General features: G+C 39.0%; 18 protein-coding genes and 1 tRNA gene. 3 read left to right on the forward strand and 16 right to left on the reverse strand.

Features of this window, described 5'->3' with window-relative positions:
• The first annotated feature begins 114 nt into the window (after positions 1-114).
• Positions 115-185, forward strand: a tRNA-Cys gene (locus RN80_RS00510).
• A gap of 197 nt (positions 186-382) precedes the next feature.
• Here the strand turns inward: RN80_RS00510 and RN80_RS00515 are convergent.
• From RN80_RS00515 to RN80_RS00565, 11 genes are all read right to left on the reverse strand, one after another.
• A complete protein-coding gene (locus RN80_RS00515; protein ID WP_049543730.1) occupies positions 383-1,714 on the reverse strand; it encodes a hemolysin family protein in 1,332 nt (443 codons plus the stop codon).
• Between the two features lie 268 nt (positions 1,715-1,982).
• Positions 1,983-2,807 (reverse strand): DNA-entry nuclease EndA, encoded by an 825-nt coding sequence (gene endA / locus RN80_RS00520; RefSeq protein ID WP_049543728.1) that lies wholly within the window; start codon positions 2,805-2,807, stop codon positions 1,983-1,985.
• A 38-nt stretch (positions 2,808-2,845) separates the two neighbouring features.
• The gene (locus RN80_RS00525) at positions 2,846-3,034 is read right to left on the reverse strand and encodes a DNA-directed RNA polymerase subunit beta (RefSeq protein WP_025169706.1); all 189 of its coding nucleotides are present in this window, start codon (positions 3,032-3,034) and stop codon (positions 2,846-2,848) included.
• Positions 3,027-4,310 carry a UDP-N-acetylglucosamine 1-carboxyvinyltransferase gene (murA, locus tag RN80_RS00530; RefSeq protein WP_060627156.1) on the reverse strand — a complete coding sequence of 428 codons (1,284 nt, stop codon included), beginning with the start codon at positions 4,308-4,310 and terminating at the stop codon, positions 3,027-3,029. The genes RN80_RS00525 and murA overlap by 8 nt, the downstream gene beginning before the upstream one ends.
• Positions 4,311-4,333: 23 nt before the next feature.
• Positions 4,334-4,564 carry a DUF1146 family protein gene (locus tag RN80_RS00535; protein ID WP_000250396.1) on the reverse strand — a complete coding sequence of 77 codons (231 nt, stop codon included), beginning with the start codon at positions 4,562-4,564 and terminating at the stop codon, positions 4,334-4,336.
• 57 nt (positions 4,565-4,621) lie between these two features.
• The gene (locus tag RN80_RS00540) at positions 4,622-5,659 is read right to left on the reverse strand and encodes a SepM family pheromone-processing serine protease (protein WP_060627157.1); all 1,038 of its coding nucleotides are present in this window, start codon (positions 5,657-5,659) and stop codon (positions 4,622-4,624) included.
• Positions 5,643-6,131, reverse strand: coding sequence for a pantetheine-phosphate adenylyltransferase (gene coaD, locus RN80_RS00545; RefSeq protein WP_060627158.1), 489 nt, complete (start codon positions 6,129-6,131; stop codon positions 5,643-5,645). Before coaD ends, RN80_RS00540 begins: the two co-directional genes overlap by 17 nt.
• Positions 6,121-6,660, reverse strand: coding sequence for a 16S rRNA (guanine(966)-N(2))-methyltransferase RsmD (gene rsmD, locus RN80_RS00550; RefSeq protein ID WP_060627159.1), 540 nt, complete (start codon positions 6,658-6,660; stop codon positions 6,121-6,123). Before rsmD ends, coaD begins: the two co-directional genes overlap by 11 nt.
• A gap of 64 nt (positions 6,661-6,724) precedes the next feature.
• On the reverse strand, positions 6,725-7,717 hold the full coding sequence (gene asnA, locus RN80_RS00555; protein WP_060627160.1) for an aspartate--ammonia ligase: 993 nt from the start codon (positions 7,715-7,717) through the stop codon (positions 6,725-6,727).
• Between the two features lie 110 nt (positions 7,718-7,827).
• Entirely contained in the window at positions 7,828-8,511 is a 684-nt protein-coding gene (locus tag RN80_RS00560) for a Bax inhibitor-1/YccA family protein (RefSeq protein WP_060627161.1), read from the reverse strand.
• A 54-nt stretch (positions 8,512-8,565) separates the two neighbouring features.
• Complete coding sequence (locus RN80_RS00565) at positions 8,566-9,306, reverse strand: TrmH family RNA methyltransferase (protein WP_060627162.1); 741 nt, start codon at positions 9,304-9,306, stop codon at positions 8,566-8,568.
• 33 nt (positions 9,307-9,339) lie between these two features.
• On the opposite strand from RN80_RS00565, the gene RN80_RS00570 reads away from it, so the two are divergent.
• Both RN80_RS00570 and yidC read left to right on the forward strand, forming a co-directional pair.
• Entirely contained in the window at positions 9,340-9,618 is a 279-nt protein-coding gene (locus RN80_RS00570) for an acylphosphatase (protein WP_001174612.1), read from the forward strand.
• A gap of 77 nt (positions 9,619-9,695) precedes the next feature.
• Positions 9,696-10,622 (forward strand): membrane protein insertase YidC, encoded by a 927-nt coding sequence (gene yidC, locus RN80_RS00575; RefSeq protein ID WP_060627163.1) that lies wholly within the window; start codon positions 9,696-9,698, stop codon positions 10,620-10,622.
• Positions 10,623-10,798: 176 nt separating this feature from the next.
• Here yidC and RN80_RS00580 read toward each other — a convergent pair whose 3' ends face one another.
• From RN80_RS00580 to RN80_RS00600, 5 genes are all read right to left on the reverse strand, one after another.
• Complete coding sequence (locus RN80_RS00580) at positions 10,799-11,887, reverse strand: sensor histidine kinase (protein WP_060627164.1); 1,089 nt, start codon at positions 11,885-11,887, stop codon at positions 10,799-10,801.
• Positions 11,857-12,543 (reverse strand): response regulator transcription factor, encoded by a 687-nt coding sequence (locus tag RN80_RS00585; RefSeq protein WP_000323582.1) that lies wholly within the window; start codon positions 12,541-12,543, stop codon positions 11,857-11,859. Before RN80_RS00585 ends, RN80_RS00580 begins: the two co-directional genes overlap by 31 nt.
• A 61-nt stretch (positions 12,544-12,604) precedes the next feature.
• Complete coding sequence (locus RN80_RS00590) at positions 12,605-13,324, reverse strand: hypothetical protein (protein ID WP_049502260.1); 720 nt, start codon at positions 13,322-13,324, stop codon at positions 12,605-12,607.
• Between the two features lies 1 nt (position 13,325).
• Positions 13,326-14,111, reverse strand: a complete 786-nt coding sequence (locus tag RN80_RS00595) for an ABC transporter permease (protein WP_049502259.1) — start codon at positions 14,109-14,111, stop codon at positions 13,326-13,328.
• Position 14,112: 1 nt separating this feature from the next.
• Positions 14,113-14,823: an ABC transporter ATP-binding protein gene (locus RN80_RS00600; RefSeq protein ID WP_060627165.1), complete on the reverse strand. Its 711-nt coding sequence runs from the start codon at positions 14,821-14,823 to the stop codon at positions 14,113-14,115.
• Positions 14,824-15,020 lie beyond the last annotated feature (197 nt).

A 15,020-nucleotide genomic window follows, 5' to 3' on the forward strand; every position in this document is an offset into this window, starting at 1 on the left:
CATAGATTTCAAGAAAAGTAAACGAATTTTCAGAATATTTAGGCTTATTGACACAAAAAATCTGAAAAAGCTATTGACTGAAAATCATTTTCAAGGTATAATAATAAACGTTAAGGCGGTATAGCCAAGTGGTAAGGCACGGCTCTGCAAAAGCTTGATCGTCGGTTCAAATCCGTCTACCGCCTTCTATAACTTGATTTATCAGGTTTCACATGAACAGAAAGCCCAATTTGAAGGGCTTTTTTCTTTTTCTTTGGATAAATAAGGATAGATTTAGAAAAGTTTTGGGGCGGATTTGGGGACTGAGTTTTTCGAGGATACTATTCCCTTTTAAAATCAACTGAAAAAAGCTTTGTCACGCATGATGACAAAAGCCTCTAGTTTACTCTGTTTCTTCTTCTATTTCAACTTCGGTAATTTGGACTTTTACCTTGGTAACACGTCCATTTTTCACTTTATCATTGGTTAGGATAAGCTGTTTGTTTTGGCTTACCAACTCATAGCTGAGCTTTTCAGTCGTTGGAATGGTCCCCACTCCTGTCAAATAGTAACCAGCGATGGTATCAACGTCATCACTTTCCAGTTCAACATCAAAGTAGTCATTAAAATCATTGAGATTCATGGTACCTTGAACAATATAAGTATCTTCTCCAATTTTATGAACTTCGATTTCAGCCTTATCTGTTTCGTCATCGATTTCCCCAACGATTTCCTCTAAGAGGTCTTCAAGTGTCACCAAACCAGCCATTCCACCGTATTCATCTAACAAAATCGCCATTTGTCTTTGGGTATTGCGTAATTCTTTTAACAAGTCATCCACAAAAATAGTTTCAGGAACAAAAAGAGGATCTTGTAAGATTTTCTTCCAAACAATATTGTCAAAACCGTCCACAAAGCCCGCATTAAGGAGACTCTTGGTATGAATAATCCCAATCACATTGTCCTTATCCCCATCATAGACAGGGATACGAGAATAATTTTGTTTTAAAATACTTTGGATGATGGTTTGACTATCATCCTGAATATCTACCATAAAGGCATCCGTTCGAGGAACCATGACTTCTCTGGCCATTAATTCGTCCAGTGAAAAGATTCCTTGTAACATTTCAATTTCGTCAGCATCTAGTGTTTCTTCACTATTTGTCAACATGTACTCAATTTCATCACGGGTCATTTTTTCATCAGCATCGTCAAAGGTCATAGGAGTCAAGCGACTCAAGAGATTGGTAGATGCAGACAAGAGCCAAACAAAGGGACTAACTAGTTTCCCAAGCCCAATGATAACTGGCGCTGTACGAATCGCCAAGGCATCCTTTAGATTAAGAGCGATTCTTTTAGGATACAATTCCCCAAAAACGATGGAAATATAAGTCAAAAATGCTAAAGATAGAAAACTTGCAATAGCATAAGCTGTTTCGCCATTTCCAAGCCAAGATGCAATTTCTCGTCCCAGAGTTTCTGCCAAACTCGCCCCTGACAAAATCGTAATCAGGGTAATCCCTACTTGAATAGTTGATAAAAAGTGGTTAGGATTTTCTAGTACCTTCAGCAGACGGATATAGCGTCTATCTCCTTCTTCTGCCTTTTGTTCAACCCGCGCACGGTTTAGTGACACCATGGCCATTTCTGTAGCTGAGAAAAAGGCATTTAATACCGTCAAGATAAACAATAAAACAAATTGTAGCAACAAATTCTGACTACTTGGGTCTTCCATAGTTCTTCTCCTAAAATAGTAACTTATCCTTTATTATATCACAAAATTTAGTCCAGTACATATTATTTTTTCTCATACTCTTCGAAGATTTCTTCAAACCACATCAGCTTCATCTGCAACCTCAAAGCTGTGCTTTAAGCAACCTACGGCTAGCTTCCTAGTTTGCACTTTGATTTTCATTGAGTATCAGTGTCTATTCTAGTCCTACTTAAATTGTCCAAAAAAGAACCCCTACATCCACAAGTGACATAGGAGTTTATCTTATCTTTTACTGAGTGACCGTTACTTCTCCAGTTCGGTAATCCAGTTGAAGCCCCTTTTGAACATTGGGAACTAGAACATTGAATTCCAATTCTCCGTCTGAAGACTTGGCTTCAATCTGTGAAGCTGAAGGAACTAAATCCTCATTTGTAGCGTAATAAAGGGTTACACGGTAACGGACACGCTTGTTTTTATCCAAGGCCTTGCGTACCATGCTTTCATAGTAGTTTTGCCCTGTCGAATCCTCGGCTTGCGCCTGATTTGCCCAGGCTGTTTGAACAGCAATATTTTTAGGATTGCTTGTCGAGGCATCAAAACCATCCAAGCCACCTATCAAGGCATAGCCTAATAAATGACCTCTATCGACCGCATGAGTATAAGTCCCCTTTAGATTCTTAACCTGATGCCATCCCGGAGGAGTCCATGAATTCGAACCATTCCCCGTTTCTTCACGATTTTTATACTGGCGAGTAGCCTTAGACAAGAGGGCATTTGCTACAGTTGGCACGGTTTCCTTGCCCACTGTCTTTGTTTTATTATCAGCGTAGGGTTTACTTGAAACCTTGGCATCTAGATTTGTTTTATTACCATTGACGATAAAAGCACCCGAGCCATTCCACTCCAGACTCCCTTTTACTTGACTCTTGACTGCGTCTGTTAAGACACTCTCTGCCAATGCTTGACTAGGAGCTTCAGACGCTTGTTTTTTCTGACTAAGCTTGGTTTTGGGACTATTAGCTGTCGACTGCATCTGCTTGATATAATAGCTCCCTGCAGACAAAAGCAATAACACTAGCAGTCCGATTAGTGTCTGTCTTGTTTTTTTATCCATTTTTCTCCTTATCTCTAGAAAAAGACTGGTTCTCCAGCCTAATTTCCTGTAAATTTATGAATTAATTCCTGCCATTTTGCTGGAGACAGGATAGCCCATGGATCTTGACCCTTGCCCAAGATTCCATAACCGACCATTAAACCAATTCCTAGGGCTAAAACACCTAAAATCAGTACTATGATGACTAAAAGTAAACGCTTGACTACGTAGCTTGATTTCTTATTCATCTTCATCACTTGCCTCAATCCGCTGAATCTTAGCACCTAGCTGCGCCAACTTCTCATGGAAACGGTAATAACCTCTATCCAAGTGAACCAATTTACCAACAACGGTTTCTCCTTGCGCTACCAAACCTGTCAAAATTAAGGCAGCACTGGCACGAAGGTCAGTTGAAAGAACTTCTGCCCCCTGCAAAGGTTGACCACCAACAATACGAGCTGTATCACGGATAATCTCAGAGTGCAAGCCCATGCGACGCATTTCTTCTAGATGTTGGAAACGATTTTCGAATACCGTCTCCACCATAGTTGATTCCCCTTTTGCGACGGTCATCAAGGCTGTAAATTGAGCCTGCATATCTGTTGGAAAACCTGGGTGGGGCAAGGTTTTCACATGAACAGCTTTTAAATTTTCTAGTTGAGAGCGAACTCGAATTCCTTCAGTCTCCTCTGTCACTTCCACTCCCATTTCAAGCAATTTGGCAATCAAGGGACGGTTGTGCTCCCAGACAGCGTCTTTAATCAAGACATCACCACCAGTCATGGCAGCAGCCACCATAAAGGTTCCTGCTTCGATACGGTCTTGGACTACATTGTGAGTCGTGCCATGAAGTTTCTCAACACCGGTAATGGCAATGGTCTCTGTACCAGCACCCTTAACCTTAGCTCCCATTTCATTGAGTAGAATGGCTAGGTCCACAATCTCAGGCTCACGCGCAGCATTTTCAATCACTGTCACCCCATCAGCTAGAGTCGCTGCCATCATCAAGTTCTGCGTAGCACCAACACTTGGGAAATCCATGTAGATATGAGCTCCATGTAAGCGATCAGCCTTGGCTTCGATATAACCAGCTGTCTGACTAATCTTAGCCCCCATAGCTTCTAGACCTTTCAAATGAAGATCAATAGGACGACTACCAATCGTACAACCACCTGGCATGGATACCTTAGCATGACCTACACGGGCAAGAATTGGTCCCAAGACAACGATAGATGCACGCATCTTGCTGACATACTTATAAGGAGCTTCCTCAGTGATATCACCAGTCGCGTCCACCTCAACAAGATGGGCTTCTTCATCAAAATCTACCTTGGCATTCAAACCACGAACCACCTGATTCATAGTGAAAACATCTGACAAGATCGGAACATTCTGCAAGACGGTCTTTCCTTCACTTGCTAGAATAGTCGCTGCTAACAAGGGCAAGACTGCATTCTTTGCTCCTTCGATCGTAACACTTCCTAGCAGACGATTATCGCCACCTTGGACCACAATTTTTTCCATACTTATTTCCTTTACTCTTGATTTTATAATAGTCCTCTAAGCGCTTCTTGCCACAACTGATATAGGCTGATAAAGAAAGAACTCATGATGTAGCCCATTACAATGCTAAAAAAGGCTACTAATAAACGAACTTTTCCTGTATTCTCAGTTGTCACTTTTAAAACCTTTTCCCATCTAACAAGATCCTTTAAAAGGTAAAAACTCACATAAATAAAGAGCATGTGACTGCTTAGAGTGAATAATAATTGAACCATTTGACTATTATACCATCTTCTCTGTTTGTTCGCTAGTTTGGAAACTTCCCTTAGAAATTAGGGATTGTTTTTCAAGTAATCAATTGCATCTTGTAGGGTTTTAACTGGCACAATTTTCATATCTGTCTTAATTGTTTTGGCTGCTTCCAGAGCTGTTTGGTAGTTATTTTTCGCATCAGGATGCTCTTTTTGTTCTTCTTCGCTAACAGGGTTATCAGGGGCAAAGAAAATAGCAGCACCTTCTCTAGCCGAAGCTACAACTTTCTTATCAATACCTCCAATGTCCCCCACATTACCATCACGGTCAATGGTACCTGTACCAGCAACAATACGGCCATTACGAAGGCCAGGGTCAGCTATTTGGGTATAGATGGCCAGACTAAACATGAGACCTGCACTTGGACCGCCAATACCAGCTGTTGAAAAGCGAATTGGGACATCACTGGTCACTTCCGTACGGTCAATCAAGCCGATTCCAATTCCATTTTTGCCATTTTCTAAAGTAATGATTTTTCCTTCTGCAGACTTGGTTTGCCCATCCTCTTCATAGGTCACTTTAACTGAGTCCCCTAATTTTTGAGAATTAACGTAATCAATCAAATCTTTGGAACTGTCGAAGGTCTGATCATTGACTGCTATGACCGTATCAGAGATGTTGAGAATCCCTTTAAAGGTCGAATTATCCGTCACAGTCAAAACATAAACCCCAAGGTATTTAAGTTCAATATCCTTACCAGCTGTTTTTAGCCCTTGATACTTGGCCATATTTTGCGATGTCTGCATGTAGAATTGATTAATCCGCATAAATTCAACATCGGAAGAACCACCTGTAGTCTCTTGGGCACTACGAATATCTGTAAAAGGCGTCAACCAAGCATAAATCATATGGGCTAAAGTAGCGTGCTGGACACCAACCGTAACGAATTGATAGGCACCAGCTTCCTTATCTTCTTTGTCATTGACTTTAAGGACTTGGCGAATATCTTCCGAACCACCTGGAACTTCTATATAGTAGGGCAAGGGCACTACAAATGCCAAGAAAGTCACAATTAAGGCCGCAATGACATATAAGGGCCATCTAATCTTTTTTTTCATTTCTTATTTCCTCCAAAATACTCTCGGGAACATAGTAAGCAATATCCTGACCAAACTTCAAAAGCTCTCTAACACCGGATGAACTGAGATAGAGATGTTCAGGTCGACTATGTAAATAAATGGTTTCTATATCAGGAGACAGCTGATGGTTGTAGTAATCAAAACTGGCTTCATATTGCAAATCCGCTGCATTTCTCAAACCACGCACTAGACAAGTAGCCCCCAGTCTTTTTGCAACATCAACCACCAATTCATCATGAGAAGACACAACTTCAACATTTTCCAAATGTTTCAAAGCCGTTTCTAGCCCTCGTTTACGATTTTCAAGAGGAAGAAATCCTTGTTTGTGGGGATTAAAAAAAATACCGACATAGAGCTTATCAAAGAGTCTGCTCGCCCGTTCAATCATATCCAGATGCCCATTTGTCATCGGATCAAATGAGCCTGTGAATAAGCCAATCTTATCTGACATAGACTGTCACCTTACTAATTCCATAAATTTTTTCCTTCCAGATACCCAGGCAGGCAATTTCTTCTGGAAGCTCAACGGTCTTATCCGTCTCACACACGACCATAATATCTTCAGAAAAAAGTTCTCTCTCAGCCATTTTTTCAATATCTGCTACGATTTGTTCCTTGGCATAAGGAGGGTCTAAGAAAATGAGGTCAAATTCCCCAGATACCTGTTCCAATGCCCTTTCTGCATCCATCTTGAGGAGTTGAAATTTTCCAACTTCCTTGGTCATCTGAATATTTTCAGCCACGATAGCCTGAGCCTTACGGTCTCGTTCCACCAAAACAGCGCTGGACATGCCACGCGATACTGCCTCGATAGATAAACCACCACTACCTGCATACAGGTCCAAGACTCGTCCCCCTTCAAAGTAGGGACCAATCATGTTAAAAATGGCTCCCCTAACCTTATCCGAAGTAGGTCTTGTCGTCTTGCCTTCTAGTGTCTTAAGGGGACGTCCCCCATAGATTCCTGATACGATTTTCATACCGTTTATTATACCAAATTATAGGCGAAAAGAGAAAGAAAACCGAACCTTGCGGTTCGATTCTCTACAAAATATTTTCGTAAGTATCGCGGACTTCTTGAGGCCAAACACTTGTTTGCACTTCTCCGATATGTTTCTTGCGAAGTAAGAACATGGCCATACGAGATTGTCCAATTCCCCCACCGATTGTCAATGGGAATAGACCATTCAACAAAGCCTTGTGCCATTCCAATTCCAAGCGGTCTTCATCACCGGTGATTTCTACCTGACGGCGAAGGGTTTCTTCATCTACACGAATCCCCATAGAGGACAACTCAAAGGCTCCACCTAGAGACTCATTCCAAACAAGAATATCGCCATTAAGACCCTTGTAGCCATTTTCAGACTCACTTGTCCAGTCATCGTAGTCTGGGGCACGTCCATCGTGCGGTTTACCGTCTGGCAATTCGCCACCGATACCAATCAAGAAGACAGCTCCAAATTCTTTACAGATAGCATTTTCACGCTCTTTCGGAGTCAAGTCTGGGTAGCGTTCTACCAACTCTTCTGTGTGGATAAAGGTGATTTGTTTTGGCAAGATAGACTCGATGTCATAGCGAGCTTCAACAGCTAGTTCTGTCAGACGAATAGCCTTGTAAATCTTCTCAACAGTTTCTTTTAGGTAAGCGATGTTACGTTGTCCATTTGGAATAACTTTTTCCCAGTCCCACTGGTCAACATAAACGGAATGAGTCGCATCAAGCGAATCTTCGTCCGGACGAAGGGCCTTCATGTGAACAAAAAGACCTTCACCCTCACCGAAACCAAAACGGGCCAAAGTATGGCGTTTCCATTTAGCAAGTGAGTGCACCACTTCATAGGTTTCATCAGGAATCTGCAAAACCTTGACAGATACTGGATTTTCCACACCAGACAGGTTATCCTGCATCCCGTCACCGACCTTGCTCAAGATAGGACCTTGAACTTCGACAACTTCTAGCTTATCTTTCAAATACTGGGTAAAAGTGTTTTTGACAAAGGAAATTTCTTCTTGTTGATGGATAAAACTTTTCTTCATAGGCTACTCCTCAAAAATTAATTAAAAGCATTATACACCTATTTCCAAGAAAAGAAAAGAGAAAATTTAAAAAAATCAGTGCTCCTTCGAACACTGATGTTAGGGACCTTCTAGTCATTACGACCGAAGATACGTAGAATACTTAGGAAAAGATTGATAAAATCAAGATAGATACTGAGAGCCATTGACACAACCCAGCCTGTCGCTACACGACCTTGTGATTGCTCATAGGCATAGCGAATTCTTTGGTTGTCCCAAGCAATCAACCCTGAGAAAACCAAAACCATGGCTACGCTAATCATATAATCAAAGAAACCGCTAGCCAAGAAAATATTAACTACCATGGCAATCAGCAAACCGATAAGAGCCGCCATCATAGCCCGACCAAGGCCACTCAAATCTTTCTTGGTGAACATGCCAACTGCCGCCATGACAAAGAAGAGAAGGGCGCTTGATACAAAGGCGGATAAAACTGTACCTGGAGTATAGAAGGCCACCACAAAACTAAGGGTAAAGCCGTTTAATACTGAGTAAAGTAAAAATACTGGAAGAGCAGCTGGACTATTCTTTAAGGCCATGCTACTGGCAACGAAAACCAAGGCCAACTCCGCAAAAGTAGCAATGGTCAACCAGAGACGCCCCTGCATCAAAAAGTAAACCAACTGAGATTGAAAGACCGTCAACATAAGGCCTGATACCAAAGCAGATAGTCCGATCCCCAGACCAACAAAGGCATAAACCTTAGCGTAAAATTGATTGAGACCTGCGCGGTCATGAATAATAGTGTGATTCATCTTTTCTCCTTTTCTATGAACATCTTTCCTTGATTATAACAAAGAAAGTTAAAATTAGCTTAAATGGAAAATCAAAATACCAGCCGCAACTGCAACATTCAAACTCTCCGCCTGCCCCTTCATACTAATGTGGACCAACTGGTCTGCACTTTCAGCCATAAGGGGACTAATTCCTTGCCCCTCATTTCCCATGACTAGTACAAAATTTTCTATAGGAGGCAGTTCTCTGTAATCAACAGAATCTTTAGATAGGGTTGTTGCCAGCACTGGGATAGCTGCCTCTTTGGTTTCCTTAAGAAGCGCTTGACTAGACATCCGGTAAATGGGCAGATGAAAATGACTGCCTTGCATGGAACGTAGAGTCTTGAGACTATAGATATCTGCCGACTTTTCTGAAACAATCACTCCAGTAAAACCTGCTGCATCTGCAGTTCGAATGATAGTTCCCACATTACCAGGATCTTGCACATCTTCCAAAAACAAGAACTTGCCCTGACTCAAATCAACTTTTCCTACTTCTTCTTTTTGAACCACCGCAACAATTCCCTGTGGAGTCTGAGAATCCGCCAAATCTAGCAAAATATCTTCTGACACCCAGACAGTTTGCGGAAAAGCAGCTAACTGATCTCGGTAATTTTCTAGAGCAAAGATTTTTTCAATTGTCACTCCAGCTTGAACAGCTTCTTCAAACAAGTGCCAGCCTTCAATCAAATAGGCAGACTTGCGGTATTTTTTTTGGTGTAATTTCTTGGCATTTTTTACCACAGAATTGGCTTTTGAGGTTATAATAGTCATAGAAATATTATAACACAATCAAAGGGGTTTGGTATGCAAAAGGTTAGAATGATTGCCCAAGGTAGGGTGCAGGGAGTCGGCTTTCGTTGGGGTGTTTACAGCTTGGCACTTGAAATTGGTGGTATCACAGGTCGGGTATGGAATAACGACGATGGCACAGTCGAAATCTTAGCCCAAGCAGACTCATCTGCTATCATGGCAAAATTTATCCAAGAAATCCGCAAAGGACCGACACCTTTTTCAAAAGTCAGTTACTTAGATGTCAAACTGAGCAACTTTCCTCCCTACCCTGACTTTAAAATCGCAAATTAGGTCTCTAGAACTATTGTATATTTTGTAAAAAAACAGTAGAATAGAAAGGTATAATTTTAAAAGAAGGAATAAAAACAGTGAAATCTATTAAACGTTTTGCACTCTCAGCTATGGGAGTGGCTATGTTACTAGTCTTAACTGGCTGTGTCAATGTCGATAAAGCGACAGGCCAGCCAACAGGATTTATTTGGAATACGATTGGAGCTCCTATGGCTGAAGCCATCAAGTACTTCGCCAATGACAGGGGACTTGGTTTTGGGGTTGGTATCATCATCGTAACTATTATCGTGCGCTTGATTATCTTGCCACTTGGTATCTACCAATCATGGAAGGCAACGCTTCACTCTGAAAAGATGAACGCCCTCAAGCACGTCCTTGAGCCACACCAAACACGTCTCAAGGAAGCAACTACTCAAGAAGAAAAACTCGAAGCCCAACAAGCCCTCTTTGCTGCTCAAAAAGAGCACGGCATCAGCATGTTTGGCGGTGTAGGATGTTTCCCTATCCTCCTTCAAATGCCTTTCTTCTCTGCTATCTACTTTGCTGCCCAACATACTGAAGGTGTTGCTCAAGCAAGCTACCTAGGAATTCCTCTAGGTTCTCCAAGTATGATTTTGGTTGCCTTCGCTGGTATTCTTTACTATCTTCAATCGCTCCTTTCACTTCACGGAGTAGAAGATGAAATGCAAAGAGAACAAATCAAGAAAATGATTTACATGAGCCCACTCATGATCGTCGTCTTCTCCCTCTTCTCACCAGCCAGTGTCACACTTTACTGGGTTGTCGGTGGTTTCATGATGATTCTCCAACAGTTTATCGTCAACTATATCGTTCGTCCAAAACTTCGCAAAAAAGTCCGTGAAGAACTAGCCAAGAACCCACCAAAAGCACGTGCTTTCTCAACACCAAATGGACGAAAAGACGTTACCCCTGAACAACCAACTGCTATCACAAGCAAGAAAAAACACAAAAATCGCAACGCTGGAAAACAACGTTCGAGATAAAGCTACGTAAATTATCCAATAATTAAAAAACGAATGAATGATAAATAGTTTTCATCAACTAGATATCATCATTCGTTTTTATTATCTACCGTTACATCTTATACTAGTCAAAAAAGTTAAATAGTTTAAAAGCTTACATATAAAAACTATTCAATCATAAATTAACAAGTAAATCACTATGATTTAATACAATTCACAGTTATTAAAACTTCTGCTCCCGCGTCTCTATTTCTAAGCTCAACTCGGCCTTTGTGTAGTTTTGCAACTCTACATACAAAACTAAGTCCAATACCATAATGTTGCTCTTTATACGATCTAGCTTTATCCATACGATAAAAGAGCTTTCCAAAATTAGTTAAAACTTCCTCTGGAAATTCAGAGCCATTATTCCATATACCTATTTTCAATTCTTTCGCCTCTTGCTCTACCCTAATTTTAATTTTAGGATTCTGTTTATCTGCATACTCCAAAGCATTTGTTAAAATATTTTGTATGGCACGAATCAGAAGAGATGGATTTATATAATAGTTTTCAGTTCCTTTCACATTCTGTTCAAAAGAGAACTTCATCTGATTTTTTATCAAAAAAGAGACTTCTTTCTCTAATTCATTGATAAAATCTGAAGAGGAATACTCCATCCAACCTGTCTCATCATCATAATAGGTTTTAGAATAGTGAATCAATTGATTGAAATAATCTAGTAACTGTTGACTAGCTCTTCCTATATCTGCTAAGCATTCTTGAGATTGGTCGTTTTCAGTTATCGCCTGCAAAAATTCCACATTTCCCCTAATAATGGTTAAGGGAGTTTTTAAATCATGAGAAGCTGCTGAAACCTGAAACATCAAATCTTCTTTCTGCTGTTTCTCATCAACTATTAATTGTCGAATTCTATCTTGCATCACAATAATCCGATTTCCTGTCTCACGAAATTCTTTAACCGTTAAACTTTCTGTACATTCCCTCTCCAACCACATACTATTTTCATAAATCAAAGTCATTTCATAACTCAGTTTTTTCAACAATTTTCCAATGTGATAACTTATTAGAACAATCAATAAAACACAAATATATATCCATGATGACACATTGAAAAAAATTGATAGAACACCACTATTTTTTAGAGGTTTCCCGTCTTCATTTATTTGTATAGATACTGAAGCTAAAGGAATAAGATAGGCCATTAGTAAGCCAAGACTAAACTGCCAAATAATTCTCCAACAGGTTTCTCGAATTAATTGTCTAAAACTTTTGATTCTACCCATTGATATCCTCCACCGTACAAGGTTTTAATTGGATTTAATTGATAAGGTTTCAGCTTTTGACGAATTTGATAAATATACTCTGAAACCGAACGTAAAAGCGCTTCTGAACTTTGTGGATATAGATAATTATAAATTTCCTCAATAGAATATATTTTACTTGGGTTGCTTGCCAAAAGATTCACTATGTCAAATTCCCTCCTTGTCAGAGCAATCTTATCATCGTTTACAAATAGTTCCTTACTATCCGTATATAGTATAAGCTTCCCAATCTTTATTTGATGAACATTTCCTTTAGTCCGTTCTTCACGACGCAAGTGCATTTTAACACGTGCTAAAAGTTCTTGCATACTAAAGGGCTTCATAATATAATCATCAGCACCTGCATTGATTCCAGCTACTAAGTCTTCATCCATATCCTTGGCAGTTATAAAACAGATAGGAACAGTTATCTGCTCGCGAATCATCTGACAGATTTCTAAACCACTAACAGGCATCATAATATCTAATAGAATCAAGTCAAAGCCTGTAAAATCACAAAGATCAATCTCTTCTATCTTATTTCGTATGACTACTTCATATTTTTCATATTCTAGTACTTTTTTTATTAGGCGAAGAATAGCAAGATCATCATCTACAACCAAAATTTTATAAGCCATAACTCACCCTCCTGAATATATTATAGCACTAACTGAGAAAAAGACAGGATATCCCCTGTCTTTAGCGTACATTTTTTCCTATAAGTATCAATGTAGCAAATAGAAAAACAATTAATAACCAAACTATTTGTATCCCTAAGCCTTGCCATACTGGATAATAAAGAGATAATGGATAGGTATAAAAACAATTCATACTAGCCAGTAATGGTAAATTTCTAAAAAAAGAACTGAATTGTAATAACATTTGTCCCAACCCCAATAAAAGGGATAAACTGATTCCCAAAATTAAGATAAAAGACTGGGAAATAAATACAAAAATACCACTTAAAAGAGAGAAGGTTAGAATAGAAATACAAGCTGGAAATAGAATTGTTAGAACATGTTTAATATTACTCAAAAGATTGATATTGTAGTATCCTTGCGCGATTAGTATGCATAATGATATTACAGCAACCAATAATACAATTTCCATACATAATACAATAGCTAGTTTACAGATTATAAATTTCAAACGATTTTGACAGGTAAGAAAACTGGTACGAAGGCTAGAACCTGTAAATTCTTGACCTATAAATAGAACCGCTAGACTAACGAAACCTGCCTGTCCTAAATAGAGACTTTGCAGTAGCTGTTCCAAAACAAACTGTAGAGTCAACTGATCTGGCTTACTATTTAAAAACACAACCATCGCCGGAATACACAGTAATAGAGCACCTATAATCAACCAGTGCCAAGGATTCATAATAAACTTGAGATACTCACTTTTAAGTTGTTCTTTCAACCTATTCACCTCCTCCGATATCTGACTTAAGTAAGCGGTAAATTGCTAAAACCAAGAATGAGAAGTTCCAACAAAGTAACAATAAAATATTTTGTAAACTATTATGTTCTAAAATTTGAGGAGATGTAGCAATCAATCCTTGCCCCAATGCAACTGGAAGAAATTTTGCAACCGATATATAGTTTGCTAAGAATGTTCCTAAATTGTAGACTTGAGGAAGCAAAAATAATAGAGGAACAATGGCTGTTTTAAATGTCAAAGCCATAATATAGGCTAGAAGTCCCAACAAAGTCCAAGCTATACTGGCTAAAAATATATAGAACCAAACTCTCCCATTTAGTGAAAAAAGCAATAAGCCATCTTGTCCTAAAACATAATGTGTCATGTTAATCGTAAGGAATATTGATAGAAAGGAAATGAAAAAAGAAAATACAATCCAAACTAATGTTTTTGAAACTAGGAAAGTACTTCGATTTGTAATAGAGAGGAGGCTTGTACGAATAGCAGAGCCTTTATACTCCTCGGCTCCGTAAATTGAGCCTAGGATAATCATAATAAAAACACCAAATAAAGTGACATCAAAACCTAAAAATTCAATAGGAGGTATAGCTTCTGCTAATTCTGGATTTGTCTCTGGTGTAGCATGGATACCAACTGAAACAATTTGAGAAGCACCAATATTTGCTAAAAATGTTTGAAATACCAGTATCAAGAATAGTACAACATGAGTAGCTCTCTTATAAAGTAATTTCAATATTTCAGAATGAAGAGAGAAAATAAGTGCCATATCACTTCCCTCCCTCTGTTAAACTAAAGAAGACTTCCTCTAGTGAAGAAAGATTTTTCATCACTTCTTGTAAAGTCCCTTTTATAAGAACTTTTCCTTTATTTATGATAACTACATCATCTGTTACTGCTTCCACTTCCGATAATATATGAGATGATAGCAAGACTGTTTTCCCTTCTTGAGCTTGTTTTTTTATAAACTCTCTAAACCACCGAATTCCTCTTGGATCCAACCCATTAGTCGGTTCATCCAATATCAGGTACTGAGGATTTCCTAATAGAGCTGTTGCAATCCCCAAGCGTTGTCCTTCTCCTAATGATAATTTTCCAATTTTAGATTTTTTCTTATGGCTAATATCCACCATATCCAAGACTTGATCAATTCGCTGACTAGATATCCCATTACTAGCAGCAACAATTTTCAAATGTTGATAAACAGTCCGATCATCAGGAGCTCCTACACTATCAAATGAAGCTCCTACAGTCTTTAGAGGAAATTTTAATTCCTTATAAGTTTGATCTCCAATTTTGGTAAGACCAGATGTTGCTTTGTCTAATCCTAATAAAATACGTAAGGTTGAACTTTTACCAGCCCCATTTGGACCCAGGAAAGCAGTCACTCTACCTGCTTTTGCTTCAAAAGAAATATCTTTTAAAATTTGAGTTTGGCCATATGACTTACATAAATTTTTAATGGCAATACTTTGTTCCATAGATGTTCTCCTCTTCTATTTAATATTTCTAAAAGTAACTATATCTTATACACTCATTTTCGGATTTTTTTCAGAATTTAGAGAGTAAAAAAGATTTAAAATTTTGTTTCATTTAACTATCTAGATTTGTGTAAACTTAAAAGCCCGATGTTGAACTGCCCCCCAAAAGTTAGACAGAAAAAATCTAACTTTTGGGG

The organism is Streptococcus mitis (genome assembly GCF_001281025.1).
Taxonomy (GTDB): domain Bacteria; phylum Bacillota; class Bacilli; order Lactobacillales; family Streptococcaceae; genus Streptococcus; species Streptococcus mitis_AK.

What these genes read in the sequence shown, in the direction of transcription:
- RN80_RS00565 (WP_060627162.1), bottom strand. Translation starts at nt 9,306, where the DNA reads ATGACTATTATAACCTCAAAAGCCAATTCTGTGGTAAAAAATGCCAAG.
- RN80_RS00535 (WP_000250396.1), bottom strand. Translation starts at nt 4,564, where the DNA reads ATGGTTCAATTATTATTCACTCTAAGCAGTCACATGCTCTTTATTTAT.
- RN80_RS00585 (WP_000323582.1), bottom strand. Translation starts at nt 12,543, where the DNA reads ATGGCTTATAAAATTTTGGTTGTAGATGATGATCTTGCTATTCTTCGC.
- RN80_RS00580 (WP_060627164.1), bottom strand. Translation starts at nt 11,887, where the DNA reads ATGGGTAGAATCAAAAGTTTTAGACAATTAATTCGAGAAACCTGTTGG.
- asnA (WP_060627160.1), bottom strand. Translation starts at nt 7,717, where the DNA reads ATGAAGAAAAGTTTTATCCATCAACAAGAAGAAATTTCCTTTGTCAAA.
- RN80_RS00570 (WP_001174612.1), top strand. Translation starts at nt 9,340, where the DNA reads ATGCAAAAGGTTAGAATGATTGCCCAAGGTAGGGTGCAGGGAGTCGGC.
- murA (WP_060627156.1), bottom strand. Translation starts at nt 4,310, where the DNA reads ATGGAAAAAATTGTGGTCCAAGGTGGCGATAATCGTCTGCTAGGAAGT.
- coaD (WP_060627158.1), bottom strand. Translation starts at nt 6,131, where the DNA reads ATGTCAGATAAGATTGGCTTATTCACAGGCTCATTTGATCCGATGACA.
- rsmD (WP_060627159.1), bottom strand. Translation starts at nt 6,660, where the DNA reads ATGAAAATCGTATCAGGAATCTATGGGGGACGTCCCCTTAAGACACTA.
- RN80_RS00540 (WP_060627157.1), bottom strand. Translation starts at nt 5,659, where the DNA reads ATGAAAAAAAAGATTAGATGGCCCTTATATGTCATTGCGGCCTTAATT.
- RN80_RS00560 (WP_060627161.1), bottom strand. Translation starts at nt 8,511, where the DNA reads ATGAATCACACTATTATTCATGACCGCGCAGGTCTCAATCAATTTTAC.
- RN80_RS00600 (WP_060627165.1), bottom strand. Translation starts at nt 14,823, where the DNA reads ATGGAACAAAGTATTGCCATTAAAAATTTATGTAAGTCATATGGCCAA.
- RN80_RS00595 (WP_049502259.1), bottom strand. Translation starts at nt 14,111, where the DNA reads ATGGCACTTATTTTCTCTCTTCATTCTGAAATATTGAAATTACTTTAT.
- RN80_RS00515 (WP_049543730.1), bottom strand. Translation starts at nt 1,714, where the DNA reads ATGGAAGACCCAAGTAGTCAGAATTTGTTGCTACAATTTGTTTTATTG.
- endA (WP_049543728.1), bottom strand. Translation starts at nt 2,807, where the DNA reads ATGGATAAAAAAACAAGACAGACACTAATCGGACTGCTAGTGTTATTG.
- RN80_RS00525 (WP_025169706.1), bottom strand. Translation starts at nt 3,034, where the DNA reads ATGAATAAGAAATCAAGCTACGTAGTCAAGCGTTTACTTTTAGTCATC.